Source organism: Streptomyces sp. NPDC057253 (assembly GCF_042669125.1).
In the GTDB taxonomy this organism is placed as follows: Bacteria; Actinomycetota; Actinomycetes; order Streptomycetales; family Streptomycetaceae; genus Streptomyces.
The window spans coordinates 61,141-84,031 of the sequence record NZ_JBHUXV010000020.1 but is presented as its reverse complement, the minus strand read 5'-3'; the positions used below and the strand labels follow the sequence as shown (position 1 = coordinate 84,031).

At 73.1% G+C, this 22,891-nt stretch carries 21 protein-coding genes; 11 read left to right on the top strand and 10 right to left on the bottom strand.

From position 1 onward, the window contains the following. Positions 1-57 precede the first annotated feature (57 nt). The gene (locus ACFULQ_RS13990; RefSeq protein ID WP_383542685.1) at positions 58-3,102 is read left to right on the top strand and encodes a BTAD domain-containing putative transcriptional regulator; all 3,045 of its coding nucleotides are present in this window, start codon (positions 58-60) and stop codon (positions 3,100-3,102) included. Between the two features lie 214 nt (positions 3,103-3,316). Further along, a complete protein-coding gene (locus ACFULQ_RS13985) occupies positions 3,317-3,496 on the top strand; it encodes a hypothetical protein (RefSeq protein ID WP_383542682.1) in 180 nt (59 codons plus the stop codon). 114 nt (positions 3,497-3,610) lie between these two features. Here the strand turns inward: ACFULQ_RS13985 and ACFULQ_RS13980 are convergent, their stop codons facing one another. Further along, positions 3,611-5,161 (bottom strand): FadD3 family acyl-CoA ligase, encoded by a 1,551-nt coding sequence (locus ACFULQ_RS13980; RefSeq protein WP_383542680.1) that lies wholly within the window; start codon positions 5,159-5,161, stop codon positions 3,611-3,613. Positions 5,162-5,266: 105 nt separating this feature from the next. Between ACFULQ_RS13980 and ACFULQ_RS13975 the strand changes: the two genes are divergently transcribed. From ACFULQ_RS13975 to ACFULQ_RS13965, 3 genes are read left to right on the top strand one after another with little or no spacing between them, the layout of a single operon-like run. Next, positions 5,267-6,418: a lipid-transfer protein gene (locus ACFULQ_RS13975; RefSeq protein WP_383542677.1), complete on the top strand. Its 1,152-nt coding sequence runs from the start codon at positions 5,267-5,269 to the stop codon at positions 6,416-6,418. Between the two features lies 1 nt (position 6,419). Then, positions 6,420-6,827, top strand: coding sequence for a Zn-ribbon domain-containing OB-fold protein (locus tag ACFULQ_RS13970; RefSeq protein WP_383542674.1), 408 nt, complete (start codon positions 6,420-6,422; stop codon positions 6,825-6,827). Next, the gene (locus ACFULQ_RS13965; RefSeq protein WP_383542671.1) at positions 6,812-7,597 is read left to right on the top strand and encodes an enoyl-CoA hydratase/isomerase family protein; all 786 of its coding nucleotides are present in this window, start codon (positions 6,812-6,814) and stop codon (positions 7,595-7,597) included. The genes ACFULQ_RS13970 and ACFULQ_RS13965 overlap by 16 nt, the downstream gene beginning before the upstream one ends. Positions 7,598-7,621: 24 nt before the next feature. Here ACFULQ_RS13965 and ACFULQ_RS13960 read toward each other — a convergent pair whose 3' ends face one another. Together ACFULQ_RS13960 and ACFULQ_RS13955 are read right to left on the bottom strand one after the other, a co-directional pair. Further along, the gene (locus ACFULQ_RS13960; protein ID WP_383542667.1) at positions 7,622-9,973 is read right to left on the bottom strand and encodes a PQQ-binding-like beta-propeller repeat protein; all 2,352 of its coding nucleotides are present in this window, start codon (positions 9,971-9,973) and stop codon (positions 7,622-7,624) included. Between the two features lie 170 nt (positions 9,974-10,143). After that, a complete protein-coding gene (locus ACFULQ_RS13955) occupies positions 10,144-10,887 on the bottom strand; it encodes a VOC family protein (RefSeq protein ID WP_383542664.1) in 744 nt (247 codons plus the stop codon). Between the two features lie 135 nt (positions 10,888-11,022). On the opposite strand from ACFULQ_RS13955, the gene ACFULQ_RS13950 reads away from it, so the two are divergent. Further along, positions 11,023-11,658: a TetR/AcrR family transcriptional regulator gene (locus tag ACFULQ_RS13950; RefSeq protein ID WP_123761448.1), complete on the top strand. Its 636-nt coding sequence runs from the start codon at positions 11,023-11,025 to the stop codon at positions 11,656-11,658. Positions 11,659-11,715: 57 nt separating this feature from the next. On the opposite strand, the gene ACFULQ_RS13945 is transcribed toward ACFULQ_RS13950, so the two are convergent. Together ACFULQ_RS13945 and ACFULQ_RS13940 are read right to left on the bottom strand one after the other, a co-directional pair. After that, positions 11,716-12,207, bottom strand: a complete 492-nt coding sequence (locus tag ACFULQ_RS13945; protein WP_383542661.1) for a nitroreductase/quinone reductase family protein — start codon at positions 12,205-12,207, stop codon at positions 11,716-11,718. Further along, the gene (locus tag ACFULQ_RS13940; protein ID WP_383542658.1) at positions 12,204-13,625 is read right to left on the bottom strand and encodes an acyl-CoA dehydrogenase family protein; all 1,422 of its coding nucleotides are present in this window, start codon (positions 13,623-13,625) and stop codon (positions 12,204-12,206) included. The genes ACFULQ_RS13945 and ACFULQ_RS13940 overlap by 4 nt, the downstream gene beginning before the upstream one ends. An 82-nt stretch (positions 13,626-13,707) precedes the next feature. Between ACFULQ_RS13940 and ACFULQ_RS13935 the strand changes: the two genes are divergently transcribed. From ACFULQ_RS13935 to ACFULQ_RS13925, 3 genes are all read left to right on the top strand, one after another. Continuing rightward, positions 13,708-14,877, top strand: coding sequence for an acetyl-CoA acetyltransferase (locus ACFULQ_RS13935; protein ID WP_383542655.1), 1,170 nt, complete (start codon positions 13,708-13,710; stop codon positions 14,875-14,877). A 118-nt stretch (positions 14,878-14,995) separates the two neighbouring features. After that, the gene (locus ACFULQ_RS13930; RefSeq protein WP_383542653.1) at positions 14,996-15,418 is read left to right on the top strand and encodes a pyridoxamine 5'-phosphate oxidase family protein; all 423 of its coding nucleotides are present in this window, start codon (positions 14,996-14,998) and stop codon (positions 15,416-15,418) included. 3 nt (positions 15,419-15,421) lie between these two features. Then, a complete protein-coding gene (locus tag ACFULQ_RS13925) occupies positions 15,422-16,087 on the top strand; it encodes a pyridoxal 5'-phosphate synthase (protein WP_383542650.1) in 666 nt (221 codons plus the stop codon). 7 nt (positions 16,088-16,094) lie between these two features. Here ACFULQ_RS13925 and ACFULQ_RS13920 read toward each other — a convergent pair whose 3' ends face one another. The 5 genes from ACFULQ_RS13920 to ACFULQ_RS13900 form a co-directional block, all read right to left on the bottom strand. Continuing rightward, the gene (locus tag ACFULQ_RS13920) at positions 16,095-16,955 is read right to left on the bottom strand and encodes a GNAT family N-acetyltransferase (protein WP_383542647.1); all 861 of its coding nucleotides are present in this window, start codon (positions 16,953-16,955) and stop codon (positions 16,095-16,097) included. A 38-nt stretch (positions 16,956-16,993) separates the two neighbouring features. Continuing rightward, the gene (locus tag ACFULQ_RS13915; protein ID WP_383542645.1) at positions 16,994-17,887 is read right to left on the bottom strand and encodes a GNAT family N-acetyltransferase; all 894 of its coding nucleotides are present in this window, start codon (positions 17,885-17,887) and stop codon (positions 16,994-16,996) included. 128 nt (positions 17,888-18,015) lie between these two features. Next, the gene (locus ACFULQ_RS13910; protein WP_383542642.1) at positions 18,016-18,612 is read right to left on the bottom strand and encodes a GNAT family N-acetyltransferase; all 597 of its coding nucleotides are present in this window, start codon (positions 18,610-18,612) and stop codon (positions 18,016-18,018) included. An 8-nt stretch (positions 18,613-18,620) separates the two neighbouring features. Further along, positions 18,621-19,028, bottom strand: coding sequence for a Zn-ribbon domain-containing OB-fold protein (locus tag ACFULQ_RS13905; RefSeq protein WP_383542640.1), 408 nt, complete (start codon positions 19,026-19,028; stop codon positions 18,621-18,623). After that, positions 19,028-19,474 carry a DoxX family membrane protein gene (locus ACFULQ_RS13900; RefSeq protein ID WP_383542637.1) on the bottom strand — a complete coding sequence of 149 codons (447 nt, stop codon included), beginning with the start codon at positions 19,472-19,474 and terminating at the stop codon, positions 19,028-19,030. The genes ACFULQ_RS13905 and ACFULQ_RS13900 overlap by 1 nt, the downstream gene beginning before the upstream one ends. A 192-nt stretch (positions 19,475-19,666) precedes the next feature. On the opposite strand from ACFULQ_RS13900, the gene ACFULQ_RS13895 reads away from it, so the two are divergent. Together ACFULQ_RS13895 and ACFULQ_RS13890 are read left to right on the top strand one after the other, a co-directional pair. Further along, positions 19,667-21,292 (top strand): subtype B tannase, encoded by a 1,626-nt coding sequence (locus ACFULQ_RS13895; RefSeq protein ID WP_383542772.1) that lies wholly within the window; start codon positions 19,667-19,669, stop codon positions 21,290-21,292. Between the two features lie 233 nt (positions 21,293-21,525). After that, positions 21,526-22,749: a flavin-containing monooxygenase gene (locus tag ACFULQ_RS13890; protein WP_383542634.1), complete on the top strand. Its 1,224-nt coding sequence runs from the start codon at positions 21,526-21,528 to the stop codon at positions 22,747-22,749. Positions 22,750-22,891: the final 142 nt, after the last annotated feature.

The window sequence follows — 22,891 nt, the reverse complement described above, 5'->3', positions numbered from 1 at the left end:
GGCCGCCGTGGACAAGGCAGACTGACGGGGTTGTAAACAGGCCCTAGGGGGACGGCGATGGACGGTGCACCACGGGTGCCGAAGCAGTGGCGTCCGGGCTCCTCGGCGGGGGGCGGGGAGGACACGCCTGCCTCGGCGGGGGCCGTGGTCGATGAGGGTCCCGCGGCGGACGTCGTGATCGAGGCGGACCCCGGGACCGCGGTCCCGCCCTTGCGTTTCTCCGTGCTCGGGCCCGTGCGGGCCTGGCGGGGTGGGGAGCTGTTGAACACCGGGTCTCCTCAGCAGCGGGCTCTGCTGGCCGCCCTGTTGCTGCGGGAGGGGCGTACCGCCACCGCCGCGGAGTTGATCGACGCGCTGTGGGGCGAGGAGTCGCCGTCGCAGGCGCTGGCCGCCGTGCGGACGTACGCCTCGCGGCTGCGCAAGATCCTCGACCCCGGCATCCTGGTCAGCGAGTCCGGCGGGTACGCGATCCGCGGGCTCGGCGAGGACGCGCTGGACCTCGCCGCCGCCCAGGAACTCGCCACCGCGGCCGAGAAGGCCAAGGGCGCGGGCGACCTGTGCCAGGCGCGGGAGATCCTGAAGCGGGCGCTGGCCCTGTGGGACGGCGAGGTGCTGGCGGGCGTGCCGGGACCGTACGCCGAGGCACAGCGCGTGCGGCTGGAGGAGTGGCGGCTGCAACTCCTCGAATCCCGCCTCGACATGGACCTGGAGCAGGGCTGCCACGCCGAGGCCGTCTCCGAGCTCACCGCCCTCACCGCCGAGCACCCCCTGCGCGAGCGGTTCAGGGAACTCCTCATGCTCGCCCTGTACCGCAGCGGCCGCCAGGCCGAGGCCCTCGCGGTCTACGCCGACACCCGCCGCCTGCTCGCCGACGAACTCGGCGTCGACCCCCGCCCCGGCCTGCGCGAGCTCCAGCAGCGCATCCTCCAGGCCGACCCCGGCCTCGCGGAGCCCTCCTCCCCGCAGCCCGAACCGGTCGCCGCCCCGGTCCGCCCCGCCCAACTCCCGGCGACCGTCCCCGACTTCACCGGCCGCACCGCCTTCGTCACCGAACTCAGCGAGGTGCTCGCCTCCGGTTCCGAGGGCCGGGTGATGGCGGTCTCCGCGCTGGCCGGCATCGGCGGCGTCGGCAAGACCACGCTGGCCGTGCACGTGGCCCACCAGGCCCGCGCGGCCTTCCCCGACGGACAGCTCTACGTCGACCTCCAGGGCGCCGGCTCCCGCGCGGCCGACCCCGAGACCGTCCTCGGCGCCTTCCTCAGGGCCCTCGGCACCGCCGACTCCGCGATACCCGACTCCCTGGAGGAACGGGCCGCCCTGTACCGCTCGGTCCTCGACGGCCGCCGGGTCCTGGTGCTCCTGGACAACGCGCGCGACGCGGCCCAGGTACGGCCCCTGCTGCCGGGCACCGAGGGCTGCGCGGCCCTGGTCACCTCCCGGGTGCGGATGGTCGACCTCGCCGGGGCGCACCTGGTCGACCTGGACGTGATGGCCCCCGACGAGGCACTCCAGCTGTTCACCCGGATCGTCGGCGAGGAGCGCGTCGCCGCCGAGCGCGAGGCCGCCCTCGACGTGGTCGCCGCCTGCGGCTTCCTCCCCCTCGCCATCCGCATCGCCGCCTCCCGGCTCGCGTCCCGCCGCACCTGGACGGTCTCCGTCCTCGCCGCCAAGCTCGCCGACGAGCGCCGCCGCCTCGACGAACTCCAGGCCGGCGACCTCGCCGTCAAGGCCACCTTCGAGCTCGGCTACGGCCAGCTGGAGCCCGCCCAGGCCCGCGCCTTCCGGCTCCTCGGCCTCGCCGACGGCCCCGACATCTCGCTGGCCGCCGCCGCGGCCGTACTCGATCTGTCCGCCGAGGACACCGAGGACCTGCTGGAGGCGCTGGTCGACACCTCGCTGCTGGAGTCGGCGGCCCCGGGCCGGTACCGGTTCCACGACCTCGTACGCCTCTACGCGCGTGCGTGCGCCGAACGCGACGAGTGGCCGCCCAGCGAGCGCGAGGCCGCCATGTCCCGGCTGCTGGACTTCTACCTGGCCACCGTCGCGGGCGTGTACCTCATCGAACGGCCCGGAGACCGGCTGGTCGACCACCTCGCCACCCCGGAGTACCCGGGGCTGGTCTTCGCCGACCGGCACCGGGCGCAGGACTGGCTGTACGCGGAGGCGGTGTGCCTGCTGGCCTGCGTCCGCCAGTCCGCCGGCTCGGGCTTCCTGCGCCGCGCGGTCGACCTGCTGTGGGCCGCCGTGGACCTCGCGGAGTCCGGCACCAACTCCAAGGCGTACGAAGGGGTCGCCTCCGCCCTGCGCGAGGCCGCCCGGGAGGCCCGGGACCCGGCGGCGGAGGCCCGGGCACTGATCACGCTGGCCTACGCCCACAGCGTCACCGGCCGCTTCGACCTGGCCGACGAGGAGGCTGCCCGCGCCCACGAGCTGACCATCGCCTCCAGTGATCCGCTGGCGGGCAGCTGGGCGAACAACATCCTCGGGGTGATCGCGGTCTACCAGAGCCGCAACGACGACGGCGAGGCCCACCTCACCCGGGCCATCGAGGGCTTCCGCGCCTGTGACGACCCCACCGGCGAGGCGAGCGCCCTCTGCAACCTGTCGCGCATCCACCTGGCGGGCGGCCGCGTCGAGAGCGCGGTCTCGCTGGCCCGGCAGGGCATGGAGATGTACGACGCCATGGGCCACGCCCTCAAGGGCGCCAACGCCCGGTACGCGCTGGGCCTCGCGCTCACCCAGCACGGCCGGCTGCCCGAGGCGACCGCGCGTCTCCAGGAGGCCCTGACGGTGTTCCAGGACAGCCGTCAGCGCCTGTGGGAGGGCATGTCCCTGTTCCGTCTCGCCGAGGCCGACCTGGCCGCCCTGCGCCCCGCCCAGGCCGCCTCGAACGCCGAGACGGCCCTGACCGTGCTGCGCGGCATCGGCGGCGACTGGCGCCGGGCGGGCGTCCTGGTGGTTCTCGGCCACGGGCTCAGCGGCATCGGGCAGCCGGGGCGCGCACAGGTCTGCTGGCGGGAGGCACTGGAACTGTTCGAGGCCCTCGACGTACCGGAGGCCGAGTCGGTGCGGGCCCTTCTCCAGCCGCTGACGCTGGCGTAGCCGGTCGCCGCCGGCGGGCCCGTGGCGGACGTTCATCGTTCGTTTATCGCGGTCCGGCACTCTCGTCCTGTCGTCGCGTCGCGTCGGGGGGCAGACGGGACGACCTGGACCGTTGCACTACGGTGAGCGGTCACGCGGTCGGCCCGGTGATCCTCGGGGGAGTCTCCGGGCCGACCATCACCACAGGCATCCGAACTGTCAGGGGAGGCAGTCCATGAGCGACGACAACAGCACCGACAACATCCACGCCACCGACGTCGAGGACGAGACGTCCGTGGGCACGGACAACATCCACGCCACGAGCGAGCCGCTCAAGGCGGCCAAGCTCAAGACGGACGACAGCACGGCCGAGGCCGGCACGGACAACATCCACGCCACGGACGAGCCCGTCTGACAAGACTCCTTTCCCGCACGGGGATCGGCCGCGGCGGCGCGGAGGGGGAGCCGCCGCGGCCGAGGCGTGCCCGGGGGCGGTCGCCTCGACCAGCGCACTTCGCGGTCATCGGCCTCACAGCCGCCGCAGCTCCCCCTTCACCACCTTCCCGCTCGCGTTCCGCGGCAGTTCCGTCACGAACTCCACCGTTCTCGGCACCTTGTAGTTGGCCATCTCGCGGCGGGCCCAGGCGATCAGGTCGTCGGCGGTCAGGACCGAGGCCGGGCGGCGGACCACATACGCCTTGCCGACCTCGCCGAGACGCGGGTCGGGGACGCCGATGACCGCGACGTCGGCCACCGCCGGGTGCAGGCCGAGCAGTTGCTCTATCTCCGCCGGGTACGCGTTGAAGCCGCCGACGATGAACATGTCCTTCAGGCGGTCGGTGATGCGGAGGTTCCCGGAGGCGTCCAGGACGCCGACGTCCCCCGTGCGCAGCCAGCCGTCCGCCGTGACCGCCTCCGCGGTGGCCGCGTCGTCCTCGTAGTAGCCGCGCATCACGTTGAAGCCGCGGACCAGGATCTCGCCGGGCTGCCCGGGCGGCGCCTCGACGCGGACCTCGGTGCCGGGGATGGCCCGGCCCGACGTCGAGGCGATCACCGGGAGCGGGTCGCCGCGGCGGCACATCGTGACGATGCCGCTGGCCTCCGAGAGGCCGTAGGCGGTCAGGACGGTCTCCACGCCCAGTTCGCCGCGCAGTTGCTCGACCAGCCGGAGCGGGACCACCGCCGCGCCGGTCACCACCAGGCGCAGGGCGGACAGGTCGTGGGAGGCGCGGGCCGGGTGGCCCAGGAGGGACTGGTGGAGGGTGGGCGGGCCCGGGAGGACCGAGACCCGTTCCGCCGCGATGTTCGCCAGCACGGTGTCCACGTTGAACACCGGCTGCGGGATCATCGTCGCGCCCCGCATCAGACAGGCGATCACCCCGGCCTTGTAACCGAAGGTGTGGAAGAAGGGGTTGACGATGAGGTACCGGTCGCCCTGCCGCAACCCGGCCAGCTCGCACCAGACGTCGTACGCCCGCAGGGTCTGCTCGTGGGTGATCACCGCGCCCTTGGAGCGGCCGGTCGTCCCGGACGTGAAGACGATGTCCGAGGGCCAGTCCCCCTCGACGGCCCCGGCGCGCGCCCGCACCTCCGCCTCCCCCACCCGGTCCCCGCTCGCCAGGAAGTCCTTCCAGGTGCGGAAGTCCGCGGGGGCGTCGTCGGCGAGCACCACCACCTGGTCGAGGGCGGGCAGCCCCGGGCCCTCCGCGATCGCCCGCCGCAGCGAGGCCACGTAGGAGGTGCCCAGGAAGGTGCCGGTCACGAACAGCAGGCGGGACCCGCTCCTGCGCAGCACGTCCGCGGCCTCGGTGCCCTTGAAGCGGGTGTTGAGCGGCACCAGGACCGCGCCCGCCGACACCGCGCCCAGCGCCGCGACCATCCAGTCCAGGGAGTTGGGCGCCCAGACGGCCACCCGGTCGCCGGGCCGTACGTCGTTGGCGAGGCAGGCCGCCGCCGCGCGCTCCACCCGGGCGCCCAACTCGCCGTAGGTGACCCGGTTTCGGCCCTCCACGACCGCCTCCGCCGGGCCGTACCGCTGGGCCGCCCACCGGACCAGCTCCGGGATGCTGCGCCACTCCACATCGGCCTCCCCGAAAGCGGAAACGCGTTAGCTGACTACCCGTCAGATTAGCTGTAGCCTGACGGGCTGTCAGCAGGCCTCACAGTGTGCGGAGGTGCGTGCAGCGTGACCCTCAAGGACGCCACGGCGATCGTGGGCATCGGGCGGACCCGGTTCGCCAAGAACCTCGCCGAGGACGAGAGAACCCTGGCCTGCCGGGCCGTGCTCGCCGCCCTCGACGACGCCGGGATCGCCCCGGGTGAGGTCGACGCCCTCGCCTCGTACACCATGGAGGAGACGGACGAGGTCGAGCTCGCCAAGGCCGTCGGCCTCGGCGACCTCACCTTCTTCAGCAAGGCCGGCTACGGCGGCGGCGGTTCGTGCGCGACGGTCGCGCATCTCGCGGCGGCGATCGCGAGCGGACAGGCGAGCGTCGGGGTCGCCTGGCGATCGCGCAAGCGCGGCTCGGGCCCCCGCCCCTGGACCAACACCACCGTCCAACTCCCCACTCCGGCCCAGTGGACGCGCCCCTTCGGGCTGCTCCGGCCCGCCGACGAGATAGCCATGCTCACCCGCCGGTACATGCACGAGTACGGCGCCACCCGCGACCACCTCTTCAACGTCGCCCTCGCCTGCCGCAACCGCGCCAACCAGAACCCGGCCGCGATCATGTACGACCGCCCCCTGACCCGCGAGATGTACATGACCTCCCGCTGGATCAGCGAACCCCTGTGCCTCTTCGACAACTGCCTGGAGACCGACGGGGCGTTGGCGTGCGTGGTCGTCAGCAGGGAGCGCGCCCGGGACTGCCCGCACACCCCGGTCTACGTCCACTCCGCCGCCCAGGGCCTGCCCGCCCAGCACCACGGCATGGTCAACTACTGGAACGACGACCCGCTCACCGGACCCGCCTGGACCGCCGCCCGGCATCTGTGGAAGCACGCCGACTTCACCCCGCAGGACGTCGACGTGGCCCAGATCTACGACGCGTTCACCGCCCTCGTCCCGCTCTCCCTGGAGGGGTACGGCTTCTGCGGGCGCGGCGAGGGCGGCGCCTTCACCGAGGGCGGGGCGCTGGAGACCGGCGGGCGGCTGCCGATCAACACCGCCGGGGGCGGGCTGTCCGAGGCCTACGTGCACGGCTTCAACCTCATCGACGAGGGCGTACGGCAGCTGCGCGGGACCAGCACCGCGCAGGTGCCGGACGCCGCGACCTGCCTCGTCACCGCCGGGGAGGGCGTCCCCACCTCCGCCCTGCTGCTGACCAACAGGAGCTGACATGCTCGAACCGGTGAAGGACACCACGGGCGCCCCCTTCTGGGAGTACGCCGCCCGGGGCGAACTCCGCGTCCAGGCCTGCGCCGACTGCGGCGAACTCCGCTTCCCGCCCCGGCCCTGCTGCCCGCACTGCCAGTCCTTCGCGCAGGAGTGGCGTCCCGTCTCCGGGCGCGGCCGCGTCTGGTCCTACGTCGTCCCGCACCCGCCCCTCCTGCCCGACTACGCGGCGCAGGCGCCGTACAACGTGATCGTGGTCGAACTGGAGGAGGCGCCCCGGATCCGACTGGTGGGCAACCTGGTCCGCACCGCCGGAGCCGCGCTCGACTCCGTCGACCCGGGCCGGATACGAATCGGCACCCGAGTGCAGGTGGTCTTCTCGGAGGGGCTTCCGCAGTGGGTGCTCGCGTGAGCGGGCTGCGGGTGAGTGCCGACAAGGACACCGGGGTTGCCGTCGTCACCCTTGACCGGCCGCAGCGGCTCAACGCCATCGACCTCGGTCTGCGGGACGAAATCGTCGCGGCCTGGCGGGAGTTGCGGTTCGTGGACTCCGTGCGGGCGGTGGTCCTGACCGGTGCCGGGGAGCGGGCTTTCTGTACGGGCCTGGACCGGGACGCCGAGGTGCCGCAGCCCAACTCCCCCTATATGACCGACGATCCGCTCCTGCACGTCGGGCCGAAGTCCAACGACCTGTGGAAGCCGGTCATCGCCGCCGTCAACGGGATGGCCTGCGGCGGCGCCTTCTACCTCCTCGGCGAGTGCGACTTCCTCGTCGCCGACCCGGCCGCCACCTTCTTCGACCCGCACACCACCTACGGAATGGTCAGCGCCTACGAGTCGGTGCTCATGGCCCAGCTCATGCCGCACGGGGAGGCCGCCCGCACGGCACTCATGGGGACGGCGGAACGGCTCTCCGCCGAGCGCGCCCACACCATCGGGCTGGTCACCGAACTCACCGAGCCGGGCGGGGCGTTGGCCGCCGCGGTCGCGGCCGCCGAGGTCATCGCCGGGTATCCGCCCGAGGGCGTGCAGGGCACGGTCCGCGCGCTCTGGGCGGCGAAGGAGGGCGCCGTGCAGCAGGGGTTCGCGCAGGCGCCGCACCTGATCACGCTCGGGAATCTGCCACCGGACCGGCAGGCCGACCTGTTCCGTTCCCGACAGGCCGGATTCCGATTGCGTTAGCAATGTCGCACCCGGCAACGACGCTCAACTGCTCCGGGCCGTCCCCGTCCCCTTCTCCGCGTCCAGCGCGTACACGCAGCGGTCCTTGCTGCACGCGTACACCACGCCGTCCTTGACCACCGGCGATCCCGTGATCTCGCCGCCGGTCGCCAGCTTCCAGCGCAGGCGGCCGTCGTCGGCCTTCAGGGTGTACAGGAGGTGGTCGGTGGAGCCGAAGTGGATGCGGCCCTCGGCCACCGCGGGCGCCCCCACGATGTCGCCGCCCGCCTGGAACCGCCACTTGGGTGTACCGGTGACCGCGTCGAGGGTGTAGAGCCCCTTGCCGCTGCCCACGTGCACATGGCCCCCGGCCACCAGCACCGGCTCGACCGAGGCGCGGGCCTCGGTCGCGATGCGCCACCGGTCCCGGCCGTCCACCGCGTCGAGGGCGTACACCGTGCCGAGGTAGTCGGCGAGGTACACCCCGCCGCCGGCGACCGCGGCGCCCGGCACGAAGGTCGGCGGGCACAGGAAGGCGGCCGGGGCCTCGAAGTGCCAGCGGACGCGGCCGGTGGCGACCTCCAGGGCCATGACACGGGTCCCGGCCGAGACGTACACGTACCCGTCGTGGGCCTGCGCCACCCGGATGGGCACCCCGCCGCAGGAGGCCGCGTCGCCGATGGGGAACGCCCAGCGTTCGTCACCGGTACGGGCGTCCAGGGCGCGCAGCCGGCCCTCCTGCCAGACGTACACCGTGCCCTCGTGAAGCGCGGGGCCCGCCTCCGGGGACTCGAAGTCGGTCTGGCAGCCGCCGATCTCCCAGAGCCGCTGCCCGTTGGCCGCGTCCCAGGCCTGGACGCCACCGCCGCGGGTGCCGGTGATGACGGTGCCGCGCTCGGCCTTGAGGGAGTACACCCAGGCGTCGGTGCTCAGCCGCCACTGGTCGGCGCCCTCGCGGGCGTCCAGGGCGAAGAGGGTGGGGCCGTCGGAGGCGTGGATACGGCCGTCCGCGACCGCCATCGACCAGGCCACGTCCCTGGTCTTGAAGCGGCGGCGGCCGGTGCCGACGTCGAGGGCGTGCACCTCGAAGGAGGTGACGTAGACGAGGTCGCCGGCCACCGCCGGAGTGCCCCACACGTCGTTCGACATGCGGAAACGCCAGGGACGCCAGCCCGTCGCGGACTCCGGGGGCGCGGGCGGCGGGGACGGTACGGCGGGGCCCACGGCCGCGTCGGTGCCGTTGACGCCGGGGCGCGGCCGGGACCAGGAGGCGACCAGACCGGCCTCCGGCGGGGGCGCCTTCACGGCGGCGGCGCGGGCGTCGGCGACCCGTGGGCCGGGCCCGATGGGCACCTGGGCGCCGGCGAGCCGCACGGGGCCGGTGTCGGGGGCGCCGACGGGGACGGGCGCGGGCGGCACCGGGTCGTAGGAGGGCGGCGGCGGTACGACCGCGGGGCGGCCCCCTCCGCTGCGGGCACCGCCGGTCTGGGTGGGCGCCGGGCGGCCGCCGCGCCGGGACTCGATCAGGGCCACGGCCTTCTCGGGCAGCCACGCCGACGCCGTACCGCTGTCGTCCGAGCCGGAGCCGAAGAGGTGGGGGGCCAGCTGGGCCTGGAGGTCGGCCGGGTTGGGGCGGGCGGTGGCCTCCATCTGCATACAGGACTCGATGAGCGGGCGCAGCTCGTCCGGGAGGCCTTCGAGGTCGGGGCCCTCGCGGAGCAGCATGAAGACCGTCTCGACCGGGTTGGCGCCGTGGAAGGGCGGGTGGCCGGTGGCGGCGAAGACCAGCATGGAGCCGAGCGAGAAGACGTCGCTGGCGCCGGTGACGCTGCGGGAGTCCTTGGCCTGCTCGGGGGACATGTAGGCGGGGGTGCCGACGGCGACGTTCGTCATCGTCAAACGGGTGTTCGAAACGCCGGACGCGATGCCGAAGTCGATCACCCGGGGGCCGTCCTCCACGACGAGGACGTTGGAGGGCTTGAGGTCGCGGTGGACCAGTCCGGCGCCGTGGATGGACTGGAGGGCCTCGGCGACACCCGCCGCGAACCAGCGCACCGCCTGGGCCGGCAGCGGCCCGCACTCGTTCACTATCTCCTCGAGGGAGGGCGCGGGGACGTACGCGGTGGCGAGCCACGGCACGGCCGCGCGCGGGTCGGCGTCGACCACGGCCGCCGTGTAGAAGCCGGAGACCGCCCGGGCCGCCTCCACCTCACGGGTGAAGCGAACCCGGAAGAGCTGGTCCTCGGCGAGCTCCGTACGAACCGTCTTGATCGCCACCCGCCGGCCCGAAGCCGAGCGCGCGAGATAGACCAGCCCCATGCCGCCGGCACCCAGCCGGCCCAGCACCTCGAACGGCCCGATCCTGCGCGGATCGTGCTGCGTCAGCTGATCCACCACTCTGCCTGCCACCTCCCCGTACAAGCCGCGCCACCCACATATGTACGCGACCCCGTGCAGCGTCTCACCACCGCACCGCCATGGCGGCACGCAACCCTGATTCTTCCTGGCCGGAGGCCTGGTGGCGAACCCGGGGTCAAATGGGGTGTCTCACATCAAAGCGGTACGTTCTACCGCTCCGGCCGCTCCAGAACGGCGAACGACGCCCCTTGATTGTCGGTGACGACGGCCACTTTTCCGTACGACGTCTCGAATGGCGGCGCCTGGACCCGTCCGCCGAGCCGCCCGACCGCCCCGAGCGCGGCCTCGCAGTCCGCCACCCGGAAGTGGACGAGGAAGTGGGGCGGCATCTCGGCGGGGAACACGTCGGAGACGGAGGCCCGGCCGAAGTCGGGGTGGGCGCCGGGGCCGAAGAGGGCGTCGTGGAAGAGCCCGCCGTAGAAGGTGTTGGCGGCCTCGGTGTCCCGGGCGTACAGCTCCGCCCAGGCGAAGGCGCCGGGCTTGTGCCGGACCCCGAAGCCCCGGTGGCTGCCGGGCTCCCAGAGGGCGAAGACGGCCCCCTCCGGGTCCGTGACCAGCGCTGTCGTGCCGAGCTCGGCGACCGGCTCGGGCGCGGTGACGACCTGTCCGCCGGCCGCCCAGATCCGGTCGGCGAGGCCCTCGATGTCCGGGGTGGCGAAGTAGACCGTCCACACGGTGGGCATCCGCCCGTCGGTCTTGCGGGTGAGCCCCGCGACCGGCTCGCCCTCGCGAAGGGCCCACACCGAGCCGCCGGGCGCCTCCTCGAAGGTCCACCCGAAGAGCTCACCGTAGAACCGCTGCCCCGCGGCCACGTCGGGCAGCTGCACCTCCACCCAGCAGGGGACGCCCTCGCCGTATCCCGTTCCGTCTGCGGATGCCCTGTTTTCGGCCATACCGTCAAAGTAACGGCGACTCACGCACCCCGCAGGACCAGGCACACCCGCCTCCAGGGCCCCTCGCACCCCATTTGCAGTCGGCCGAATCGCGCTCCGATCACCCCTCGGTAAGCTGACGGCATGACAGGACAAGTGCGTACCGTCGACGGCCGCGTGGCCGGTCGGCGTGGGCAGGCGACCCGGCAGAAGCTGCTCGACTGCCTCAGCGAGATGCTCAGCTCCTCCCCTTACCGGGACGTCAAGGTCATCGATGTCGCCCGGAAGGCGGGCACTTCACCCGCGACCTTCTACCAGTACTTCCCGGACGTCGAGGGCGCCGTCCTGGAGATCGCCGAGCAAATGGCCACCGAGGGCGGCCAGTTGACCGCGCTGCTGGAAGGCCGGTCGTGGGTCGGCAAGGCGGGGTGGCAGACCGCGCAGGAACTCGTGGACGGTTTCCTGGAGTTCTGGCGCAAGAACGACGCCATCCTGCGCGTGGTCGACCTCGGGGCCGCCGAGGGCGACAAGCGCTTCTACAAACTCCGCATGAAGATCCTCAACTCGGTGAACAACTCCCTCGCGGACGCGGTCGCCGAGCTCCAGTCCAAGGGCAAGGTCGACAAGGACGTCAACCCGGCCGCGGTGGCGGGTTCCCTCGTCGCGATGCTCGCGGCGGTGGCCTCGCACCAGAAGGGCTTCCAGACGTGGGGCGTCAAGCAGGCTGAACTCAAGCCGAACCTGGCGCTGTTGGTGCACCTGGGTGTCACCGGGAAGAAGCCGACGAAGTAGCGCGTACCCCCTCTTACTCGGCTTCCCGGTTTCACGTCCTGTCAGGCAGGCGGCTGTTCACTCGGGTGGACGGCCGCCTGTCGTGCGTACGATCCGGAAGAGCCGTATCTCCCGCTCCACCCGCGCCTGGTAGGTGGCGTACGGCGGCCAGAACGCCAGCGCGGTCTTCCACACGGCCGCCCGCTCCTCCCCCGTCAGCAGGGTCGCTCGCACCGGGATGTCCGCGCCCTTCCAGCTGACCTCGGCGTCGGGGTGGGCGAGGAGGTTGGCGGTCCAGGCGGGGTGTCCGTCGCGGCCGAAGTTGGAGCCGATGAGGATCCAGGTACGCCCCTCCTCCTCGGGCATGCAGGCGAGCGGGGTCCGGCGGGCCAGCCCGCTTCTCGCTCCCGTCGAGGTGAGGATCACCCCCGGCAGCATCTGGGCGCTGAGCAGGACCTTCCCCCGGGTGAGCCGGTGCACGGCCCGGTCCAGCGCGGGGATCACATGCGGGGCCACCTTGGCGAAGCCGCGCGTGGACGACACCTTCTGGACGATCCGTTCGCCGATCACACCGTCACCTCCGTCCGCTCGAAGAGCCGTGCCGCGTCGGCGGCGTGCGCCCGCAGCCGGTGGGCGGGCCCGAAGAGCAGGTCGTCACCGGTGGCGCGCTTGAAGTAGAGATGCGCCTCGTGCTCCCAGGTGAACCCTATGCCGCCGTGCAGCTGGATGCCCTCGGCGGCGGCGGTGCGCAGCGCTTCGAGGGCCTGGGCGAGGGCGAGACCGCCGACCCGCTGGTCGCCCTGTCCTACGGCCCAGGCGGCGTAGTAGGCGGCCGAGCGGGCGGCCTGGAGCTGCACGTACACATCGGCGAGCCGGTGCTTCACGGCCTGGAAGGACCCGATCACCCGCCCGAACTGCTCGCGCTGCCCGACGTACTCGACGGTCCGCTCCAGCGCGCGGTCGGCGGCGCCGACGGCTTCGCACGCGAGGACGGCGGCCGCGGTGTCACCGAGCCGGGCCAGCTCCCCGAGCACGTCGGCCTTGTCATCACCACCCAGCAACTCGGCCTCCACATCCCGGAGTTGGACACGGGCCTGGGGCCGGGTGGCATCGAGGGCGGTCTGCCGGGTCCGGACGAGCCCGGGTGCGTCACCGGGGACCAGGAAGAGGAGAGTGCGGGACCGGGCGAACCCCCCGGCATGCGCGGCGACGAGCAGGAGACCGGCGATGTGCCCGTCGAGGACCTGATCGACCTGGCCGTAGAGCCGCCAGGCGGACTTGGTCGTGGCGGCACGGGGGGCTGCGCGCAGCGTGACGGCCGGTCCCGGGGCACCTCTTGCCCCACGGGGGACGGCGCCTGGAGCGGAGGGAGCGGCTCCCGGGTCGCGGGGAGCGGCGCCGGCCCCACCGGCAACGCCTCCGCCACCGGCCCCACCTCCGGACGAACCCGGCACCACCCCGCCACCCGCAGCACCCCCCGGTCGGCGCGACGCTGTGGAGGTGTCGCTGCCCGCGTCGAGTACGAGCCGTGCCTGGACGCCGCCCGCGCGGCCGCCCCCGGCCCACTCCCCCTCATTGCCGCAGGTGAGCGCGAGAGCCGTGCCCGGGGGGACTGCGAGGGTGGCGGTCAGGGTGCCGGAGGCGATGCGGGGCAGGAGGTCGGCGCGCTGCTCAGCCGTGCCGAGCGCCAGCAGCAGGGGGGCGGCTAGGACAGCCGTCGCCAGCAAGGGCGAGGGAGCCAGCACGCGGCCCGTCTCCTCGCAGGCCAGCGCCAGTTCGGTCGCCGTGCAGCCGACACCGCCGTACTCCTCGGGCAGGGCCAGCCCCGGCAGCCCCAGCTGTCCGGCGAGGGCCGACCACAGGGCCGGGTCGTGGCCGGCCGGGCTGTCGAGCGCGCTCCGCAGCTCCCGCGGACCGCAGCGCCTGCGCAGCAGCTCCCGCAACGCGCCCCGGATCTCGTCCTGTTCGGCGGTGAAGCGAGCGTCCATGGCTCTTCCTCTTCCCTCCGGATCTGACGGTCCGTCATATTAGGAGCGCCCGCACCAGTTGCCCAGAGGCAGGAGGCCCCTCATGCCCCCCGGGAGCCGGAAAGTCGCGATCACCGGCGTGGCCCTCGCGGACTGCGGCCGCGTGGACGGCACGACCCCCTACGCGCTGCACGCCCAGGCCGCCCGCCGCGCGCTGGCCGACGCGGGCCTGGACCGGTCCCTCGTCGACGGCCTGGCCTCCGCCGGCACCGGCACCCTCGCCCCCGCCGAGATCGCCGAGTACCTGGGCCTGCGCCCCACCTGGGTCGACTCGACCTCCGTCGGCGGCTCCACCTGGGAGGTCATGGCGGCGCACGCGGCCGACGCGATCGCCGCCGGACACGCGAACGCGGTCCTCCTGGTCTACGGTTCCACGGCCCGCGCCGACATCAAGGCGGGCCGCCGCACCGGCACGCTCTCCTTCGGCGCCCGCGGCCCGCTCCAGTTCGAGGTGCCCTACGGCCACACCCTGATCGCCAAGTACGCGATGGCCGCCCGCCGCCACATGATCGAACACGGCACGACGATCGAGCAGTTGGCGTCCGTCGCCGTGCAGGCACGGGCGAACGCGGCCCTGAACCCCGAGGCGATGTTCCGCGACCCGATCACCGTGGACGACGTCCTGGCGGGCCCGATGATCGCGGACCCCTTCACCAAGCTGCACTGCTGCATCCGCTCCGACGGCGGCGCGGCGGTGCTGCTGGTGGCCGAGGAGTACGTACGGGACTGCCGTACCGCCCCCGTCTGGGTGCTCGGCACCGGGGAGTACGTCTCGCACGTCAGCATGTCCGAGTGGCCCGACTTCACGGTGTCCCCGGCGGCGGTGAGCGGACGGCTGGCCTTCGAGCGGGCCGGGGTGCGGCCGGAGGAGGTCGAACTCGCCGAGATCTACGACGCGTTCACCTACATGACGCTGGTGACCCTGGAGGACCTCGGCTTCTGCGCGAAGGGCGAGGGCGGCTCCTTCGTGGAGAAGGGGCGGCTGCTGGTCGAGGGCGGGGATCTGCCGGTGAACACCGACGGGGGCGGACTCTCCGCCCAACACCCGGGCATGCGCGGCCTGTTCCTGCTGGTGGAGGCCGTACGGCAGCTGCGCGGGGAGGCGGGCGCACGGCAGGTACGACGCCGGGACGGGTCGGCGCCGGGGCTGGCGGTGGCGTCGGGGACGGGCGGGTGGTTCTGCTCGTCGGGGACGGTGGTGCTGGGGCGTTAGGGGGCGTCGCGGAGGCGGGAGGCGCGAGCAGGCGGGTGCCGGTGCTGCCCCCTGCCGTACCGGCCAGACGCATCACGGACGCCTCCCTCCCGCCGGCGGCCGACGTACCCTGCACTGCATGGCCCTGACTCGCGCGCAACGTGAACAGTTCCTGGCCGAGCCGCATGTCGCCGCGCTGGCGGTCGACGCGGGTGAGGGGCGCGGCCCGCTCACCGTGCCGATCTGGTACCAGTACGCACCGGGCGGCGACCTGTGGATCATGACCGGGGCCGGCTCCCGCAAGGAGAAGCTGATCCGGGCGGCCGGCCGCTTCTCCCTGCTGGTCGACCGCGTCGATCCCACCATCCGCTACGTGTCCGTCGAGGGACCGGTCCTCGACACCCGCCCGGCCACCCTCGAGGACCTCCAGGAGATCTCCGCCCGCTATCTGGCCGAGAAGGTGGAGGGCTACGTCGACTTCGCGTGGAAGAACCACGGCCCGCAGGTCGTCGTACGGATGCGGCCCGAACGGTGGCTGACGTCCGACCTCGGTACCGTCTGAGGCATGGCAACGGATCTTCACGAACTGCTCAGGTCACTGCGGGTGTGGGCCCCGGAGGTCACCACGCTGCCCGCCTTCGACCCCACCACCGCGCCCGCGACCCCGCTGGAGCTGTTCACCACCTGGTTCGCGGAGGCGGTGGCGGCCGGGCAGACCGAGCCGCACACCATGTCCCTCGCCACGGCGGACGCGGAGGGCCGGCCGGACGTCCGCACGGTGATGCTGCACGGCGCCGACGCGGACGGCTGGGCCTTCGCGAGCCACGCCCACAGCCGCAAGGGCGGGCATCTGGCGGTACGGCCGTACGCAGCGCTCGGCTTCTACTGGCCGGTGCTGGGCCGACAGGTACGGGTGCGGGGCCCGGTGACCGCGGCGCCCTCCGGGGAGGGCCAGGCGGATCTGCACGCCCGCTCCACCGGGGCGCTGGCGGCGGCGCTCACCGGACGGCAGAGCGAGGTCCTGGGCTCGCTGGAGGAGTTGGCGCGAGCCTCCGAGGAGTCCTGGGAGCGAGCACGCCGGGAGCCGGCCGCCCCCGTCCCGTCGTGGACCCTGTACCGACTCGCCCCCGAGGAGGTCGAGTTCTTCCAGGGGGACGAGCGCCGGCGTCATGTGCGGCTGGACTACCGGCGGGGGGACGGGGGTTGGGAGCGGGAGCTGCTGTGGCCGTGACACCGGGCTACGTGAAGGCGTACCCGGCCCAGTCGACGACCGGGACGTAACCGAGGCGCCGGTAGAGGGCGTTGCTGGTGGGGTTGGCCGCGTCCGTGAACAGGACGACGTCCGTGGCACCGGCGGCGAGCGCGGCCCGGCTGACCTCGACCGTGGCGGCGGCCGCGTAACCGTGGCCCCGCAGGGCGGCGGGGGTGTAGACGGGGTCCACCTGGCTGAGGCCGGCGACCATCGGGTTGAGGCCCGCCATGGAGACGGGGGTGCCGTCGGGGGTCTCCCAGAAGATGTAGCTCTTGTCGGCGAAACGGGTGCGGGGCCAGGTGCCGGCGTCGATGGTGACGGCCTCCCCCACGTCCGCGGCGAACCCCCGGCACAGGCTCATCAGTTGCTCCAGATCCCCCTCGCCCGCGAGCCGGCCCCGGCCCTCCGGGAACGGCCGCGGCGGGGTGAGCGTGCCGAGGCGGTGCAGGTGGAGCCGGACGCGGAGGGTCGCGGTGGCACCGGTGTGCCGCCGCCAGGCCTCGGCGAAGGCGGCTGCGGTGTCCTGGTCCGCGCTCACCCCGGGCAGGGTGTGTCCGAGGGCGGCCAGGCGGGCGGCGAGGCCCTCGGCCTGGTCGGGGGTGAGCGGGGTGAGGCTGATACCCCGGTCGGGCGAGAGCCGGTAGAAAGCGGCCCGCGCCTCGCCGTCCCGCTCCAGCACCCCGAAGACGGCGGCTTCGGCGCCGTAGGCGGCCGCTCCCCTGGACCGCAGTCTTCCGGTCCAGGTCAGCGGCATGATGTGCGCGACGGGACGGGAGCGCAGGAAGCCGCCGGCGCGGGTGAGGAAGTCGTCGAGGTCTTCGGTGAGGTGCCAGGTGTCGGGGCGCATGGTTCATGATCCCTGGAGGTGGGGCCGGGGACGGGCCATCAGGCCGGTTCCGTGAAGTCGTACGCCGCGAAGTCCGCCACCGGGCGGTAACCGAGGCGCTGGTAGAGGGCGTTGGTCGTCGGGTTGGCGAGGTCCGTGAAGAGCAGGGTCTGGGCGGCGCCTCGGTCGAGGGCCGTGCGGCTGACCGCTGCGGTGACGGCACCGGCGTAGCCGCGGCGGCGCAGGGGGGCCGGGGTGTAGACGGGTGCGACGCGGATCATGCCGGCGAGGAGGGGGCTGATGCCGGCCATGGCGACGGGGGCGCCGTCGGGGGTCTCCCAGAGGGTGAGGCCGCCGTACGCGAGCCGGGTGTCGGTCCACGCGGCGGCATCCCGCCCGCCGGGCTCCCCGATGGCCTCCTGGAACTCGCCGAACCAGCGCGCGAGCAGCTCCCGGTCCGCCTCCCCCGCGATCCGGGACCGTCCCGGTGGCAGCGGCTCCGGCGGGGTCAGGGTGCCGAGGCGGTAGAGGCGGGTGCCGTGCGGGTGGGGACCGAGCGTGGCCCCCGTACGCCGGCACCAGGCCTCGGCGAACGCGTCGGCGGTCTCGCGGACCGCGTTGACGCCGGAGACCGGGCGTCCGCGTGCGACGAGGTGGGCGGCGAGGGAGTCGGCCTGGGCGGGGGTGAGCGGGGTGGTCGTCAGCCGGTGCGGGGGCGTCCGGAAGCAGGCCGCCCGCACCTGCCCGTCCTCCTCCAGCACCCCGAACCAGGGCGCCTGCTCGCCGTACGTCCGCGCCCCGCCGGTCCGCAGCCCCTCGACCACGGTGAGCACGACGGTGTGCAGATCGGGGCGCGAGCGGAGGAAGTCACCGGCGCGGGAGAGGAAGGCGGCGAGGTCCTCGGTGACGGACCAGGAGTCGACAGCTGTGCGGGGCGGGGTGTCGGGACGCATGGTTCATGGTCCTGCGGGACGGAGGGTCGGCGCCCCCGAATAACCGCCCCCCGCCCCCCGCCCTCCCCCTCGCCCTCATTCCTCCGGATCCGTCGCCCCCGCCCTCACCCCTCCGCATGCCCCCGCCCTCACCCCTCCTCCGGATCCGTCGCCAGCCGTGCGTGCAGGTGGGCGTCGCGGAAGGCGTCGTGGCGGCCCGCCTCGAACATCGCTCCCCGCAGCGTGCCCTCGTAGCGGAAGCCGCAGCGTTCGGCTATGCGGCACGAGACGTCGTGGCCGATGCCGTGGTCCAACTCAAGGCGGTGCAGGGCGAGTTCGGTGTGGGCCCAGTGGGCGGCCAGGCGCAGGGCCCGGGTGGCCACGCCCCGGCCGCGGGCCTCGGGGAGCACCCAGTAGCCGACGCGGGCCGTGCTGAAGATGTGGTTGATGCCGTCGACTCCGACGTGTCCCAGGGTCGTACCGCTCGACTCGTCGGTGATCCGGTACGACGCGCTCGTGCCGTCCGCCGCCATGGCGGCCTTGCGGCGCAGCACCTCACGGGCGCCGGCGAGGTCGCCGATCAGGGTGAGCGGGGTGTTCCAGCGGGCGAACTCCGGGTCCGTGACGCCCCGCAGCCAGCTCTCGGCGTCGGCGTCGATGTCCGGGTCCCAGGATCGCAGCCGCAGTCCGTGGCCGTGCAGGTCCGGGAAGGGGTGTGGGGAGTGGGAATCGTCGACGTGGGCCATCGGGCCATTCAAGACCCTGCCGGTCCTCCCCGCGGCCTGAATTTCGGTACGCCGTCCGGGAAGACCGCCTCCAGCTCCAGCCCCGGCCGCAGTTCGCCGTGCGCGCAGTCCACGATCTCCGTCATCATCCGCGGGCCCTCGGCTAGGTCGACGACGGCGGCGGTGTACGGGGTGCGGTCCTTGAACGGCGGCAGGTCGTTGCGGTGGACGACCGACCAGGTGTGGAGCGTGGCCCGGCCGGTCGCCTCGAACCAGGAGACGTCCTCGCTCCAGCACCGCGGGCAGAACTCGCGCGGGTAGTGGTGGACTTGGGCGCAGGCCCCGCAGCGCCGGAGCAGCAGGACCCCCCGCCCGGCCGCGTCCCAGTAGGTGCGCGTGAAGGCGTCCGCCTCCGGCAGGTCGAACCGCGCGGTCATCAGAACCAGCCCAGCGCGGCGTCGAGCGACCAGGTCTGCCAGGACATCCCGAACAGGGCCACGAGCGAGATGAGGGCCATCATCGAGTTCTGCCCCTGCTCGGCCCAGTCGTGGATCATCAGGGTGAAGTAGAGGACGTTCAGGAGCAGGCCGCCGACCAGCGCGAGCGGGGTCAGCAGGCCGAGGATCAGGCCGACGCCCAGGGCGAGTTCGGCATACGCGACGACGTAGGCCATCGTCCTGGGCCGGGGCGCCACCACCACGTCGAAGCCGCTGCGGACCGGGGTCCAGCGGTGCTTGGCGGCGATGTCCGCGGCCCAGGTGATGCCGCCGCCCTCGAACCACGTCTTCTTGTCCTTGTGCCGCCAGCTCTCCAGCCACCACAGGCCGAGGCCTATGCGCAGGACGGCCAGCCACTCGGCCCCGCTGAGCCAGATCGTCTCCATGGAATCTGACGGTACGTCAGATATCGGGTTCCGGGAAGCCTGTGCGTCCGCCGTGAAACTGTGCATCCTCCATGAATGACGGCAGATTGTTGGCAATTTTGTCGGCACCTTGGCTAGCTTCGCAGACGTCAGCAGAGACCCCCGAGGGAGCGAACCGTGAAGCACAGGGCAGTCAAGCGCAGGAGCGTCGTCATGGGGATCGGCGCGACGGCGGGGGCCGCGGCGATCGGAGGCATCGCCCTGAACGCCAACGCGGCGTCGGACACCTCCGCGAAGACCTCCGCGACGAGCACCGGCCTCGTCTTCGACCCGGACGCCTACACCGAGCTGACGACGACGGTCACCGACACCTCTGGCGCCGAGCACAGCGTGACCTACCACTTCTGGAAGGCGATCACCTATGTCGCCAAGCCGGTCGACGCGACCTACCAGTCGCTGATCGTCAGCGCCCCGGTCGAGATCGACGGCACCGCGGTCGACGCGAGCAAGGCGCCGATCCTGCTCGCCAACTCCATCGGCGGTTACATGCCGTCGTCCGTGGCGGACGCCACCGGCGTCGGCGCCGGGGGCATGGGCGGCGGTGCACCCGGCGGCGCCCCCACCGGCAGCGCCGCACCGAGCGCCTCGGCCGCGACCACCTCGGCCGCCCCCAACGCCAACGAGAACACGAACGCGAACGGCGGCGCGACCAGCAGCAACCAGCTCCTCGCCCTCGCCGCCGGGTACGTCGTGATCGAGCCCGGCGCCCGCGGCCGTACCCTCAAGAACTCCTCGGGCGAGTACTACGGCACCGCCCCCGCCGCGATCGTCGACCTCAAGGCGGCCGTGCGGTACGTCAAGGCCAACAAGGGCCGCATCCCCGGTGACGTCGAGCGGATCGTCTCCGCCGGCACCAGCGCGGGCGGCGCCCTCTCCGCGCTGCTGGGCGCCTCCGGCGACAGCCCGGACTACGACAGGCTCCTGAAGGAGATCGGCGCGGCCGACGCCTCCGACGCGATCTTCGCGGTCGGCGCCTGGTGTCCGATCACCGACCTGGAGCACGCCGACGGCGCCTACGAGTGGAACTGGGGCGGCAACGCGCTGAGCACCGGCAAGCAGGTCGACCAGACGGTGTCGAAGGAGCTCCGGGCCCAGTTCGCGCAGTACCAGGCGGGGCTCAAGCTGCGCGGTCTGAACGGCTTCGGGACGCTGACCGCGCGCAACTACGACGCGTACCTGGTCGAGCAGTACCTGGAGCCCTCGGCGACCACCTACCTCGCCGCGCTCTCGGACGCCGACCGCGCGACCTATCTGGCCGCCAACACCTTCATCCGGTGGGACGGCAGGAGGGCCGCCTTCACCTGGGCCGACTTCCTCACCCACGTGGGCGCGCGCAAGAAGGACACCCCGGCCTTCGACGCCTTCGACCTGTCGGCCGGCGAGAACAACCTGTTCGGCGCGGGCACGACCGAGGCCCGCCACTTCACGGCGTACGGCGCGAAGAACGACACCACGGGCCTGACCGGCAGGCGCGTCGCCGCGGACATCCCCGAGAAGCTGCACCTGATGAACCCGATGTACTTCCTGGAGCGGAGGAACGCGGGCCGCTCGAAGCACTGGTGGATCCGCCTGGGCACCAAGGACTCCGACACCTCGCTGACGGTCTCCGCCAACCTCGCGGCCGCGGCGGCGGGCCTCGGCGACGACGTCGACCACCTCTACTACTGGGACCAGGGCCATGGCGCCAACACCGACCCCGGCGACTTCATCACCTGGATCGCCGAGGTGACCGGCTACAAGAAGGCCAAGAAGCCGAAGAAGGCCGAGCAGGCCGACTAGGCCGAGCAGCCCCCCGAACGCGGCCCCGGTTTCCCGTCGATCTCCGGCCGCCGCCCGCCACGGCGCCGAGCTCCGCCCCCGCGGATCCGGCGCCGTGGCCTTTTCCGTACGCACACAACCAGGTGACCTACGCCACAGGCCCCACCCACCGCTCCTACAGGCGTGATCGATCCGCAACCAATTCCCGGCTTGACCGAGACCTATCAACGTGCCGTCTGATTACGCTCGCGCTCATGGCCGACTCCGCACCCGACCCCGACTCCGCACCCGACCCCGCCCCCGCAGACCGCCCCGACCAGCCCGATCGCCCGGTGTACGTGGTCGGCGGCGGCCCGGCCGGCCTCTCCGTGGCGTACGCGCTGCGCGCCCGGGGCCTCCGCGCGGTCGTCCTGGAGAAGTCCGAGCAGGTCGGCGCGTCCTGGCGGCGCCACTACGACCGCCTGCACCTGCACACCACCCGCCGTCTGTCGGCCCTGCCCGGCCTGCCGATGCCCCGCCGCTTCGGCCGCTGGGTCGCCCGCGACGACGTGGTGCGCTACCTGGAGAAGTACGCGGAGCACCACGAGCTGGAGACCGTCACCGGGGTCGAGGTCTCCCGTATCGAGCGCACCCCCGACGGCACCGGCTGGCTGCTGCACGCCACCGGCGGCCGCGAACTGACCGGCGCCGCCGTGGTCGTGGCCACCGGCTGGAACCACACCCCGCTGCTGCCCGACTGGCCGGGCCGCGAGGAGTACAAGGGCGAGCTGCGGCACGCGGGCGAGTACCGCAACCCCGAGCCCTACGCCGGGCGGGACGTCCTGGTCGTCGGCGTCGGCAACACCGGCGCCGAGATCGCCGTCGACCTGGTCGAGGGCGGCGCCGCGCGGGTACGGCTGTCCGTGCGCACCGCCCCGCATATCGTGCGCCGCTCCACGGCCGGCTGGGCCGCCCAGTACACGGGCGTTCTCGTACGACGGCTGCCGGTCGGCCTGGTGGACCGGCTGGCCCGCCCCCTGGCGAAGCTCAGCGTCCCCGACCTCTCCGCGCATGGCCTGCCGCGCCCCGAGACCGGGCTCTACAGCCGGGTCAAGGAGGGCGCCATCCCGGTCCAGGACGTCGGCCTCATCGACGCGATCCGCAAGGGCCGGGTCGAGGTCGTGGCCGCCGTCGAGGGCTTCGAGGACGGCGAGGTGCTCCTCGCGGACGGCACCCGAGTCTCCCCGGACGCGGTGATCGCGGCGACGGGGTACACCCGCTCACTGGAGGACCTGGTCGGCGATCTGGACGTCCTCGACGGGCGCGGGGGGCCGGTGGTCAACGGCTCCCGCACGCCGGAGAACGCCCGTGGCCTCTACTTCACCGGTTTCGTCACCCCCATCAGCGGCACCTTCCGCGAGGTCGCGATCGACGCGGAGAAGATCGCGAAGGCCGTCGAGAAGGACGGCGCGGGACGCCTCTCCCGGCTGCCCGTCTGACGCGGAGATCCTCAACTCGCTTTGCCGGCGCTCCTGTTACATCTGCGAGAGATGTGACGGGAGCGTTGTCGTGTGGTGGCGCACGGGGCCAGAATGTGAACAACTCTCATGTTCTAGCTCCACACTCTCTCCACTACGGAGG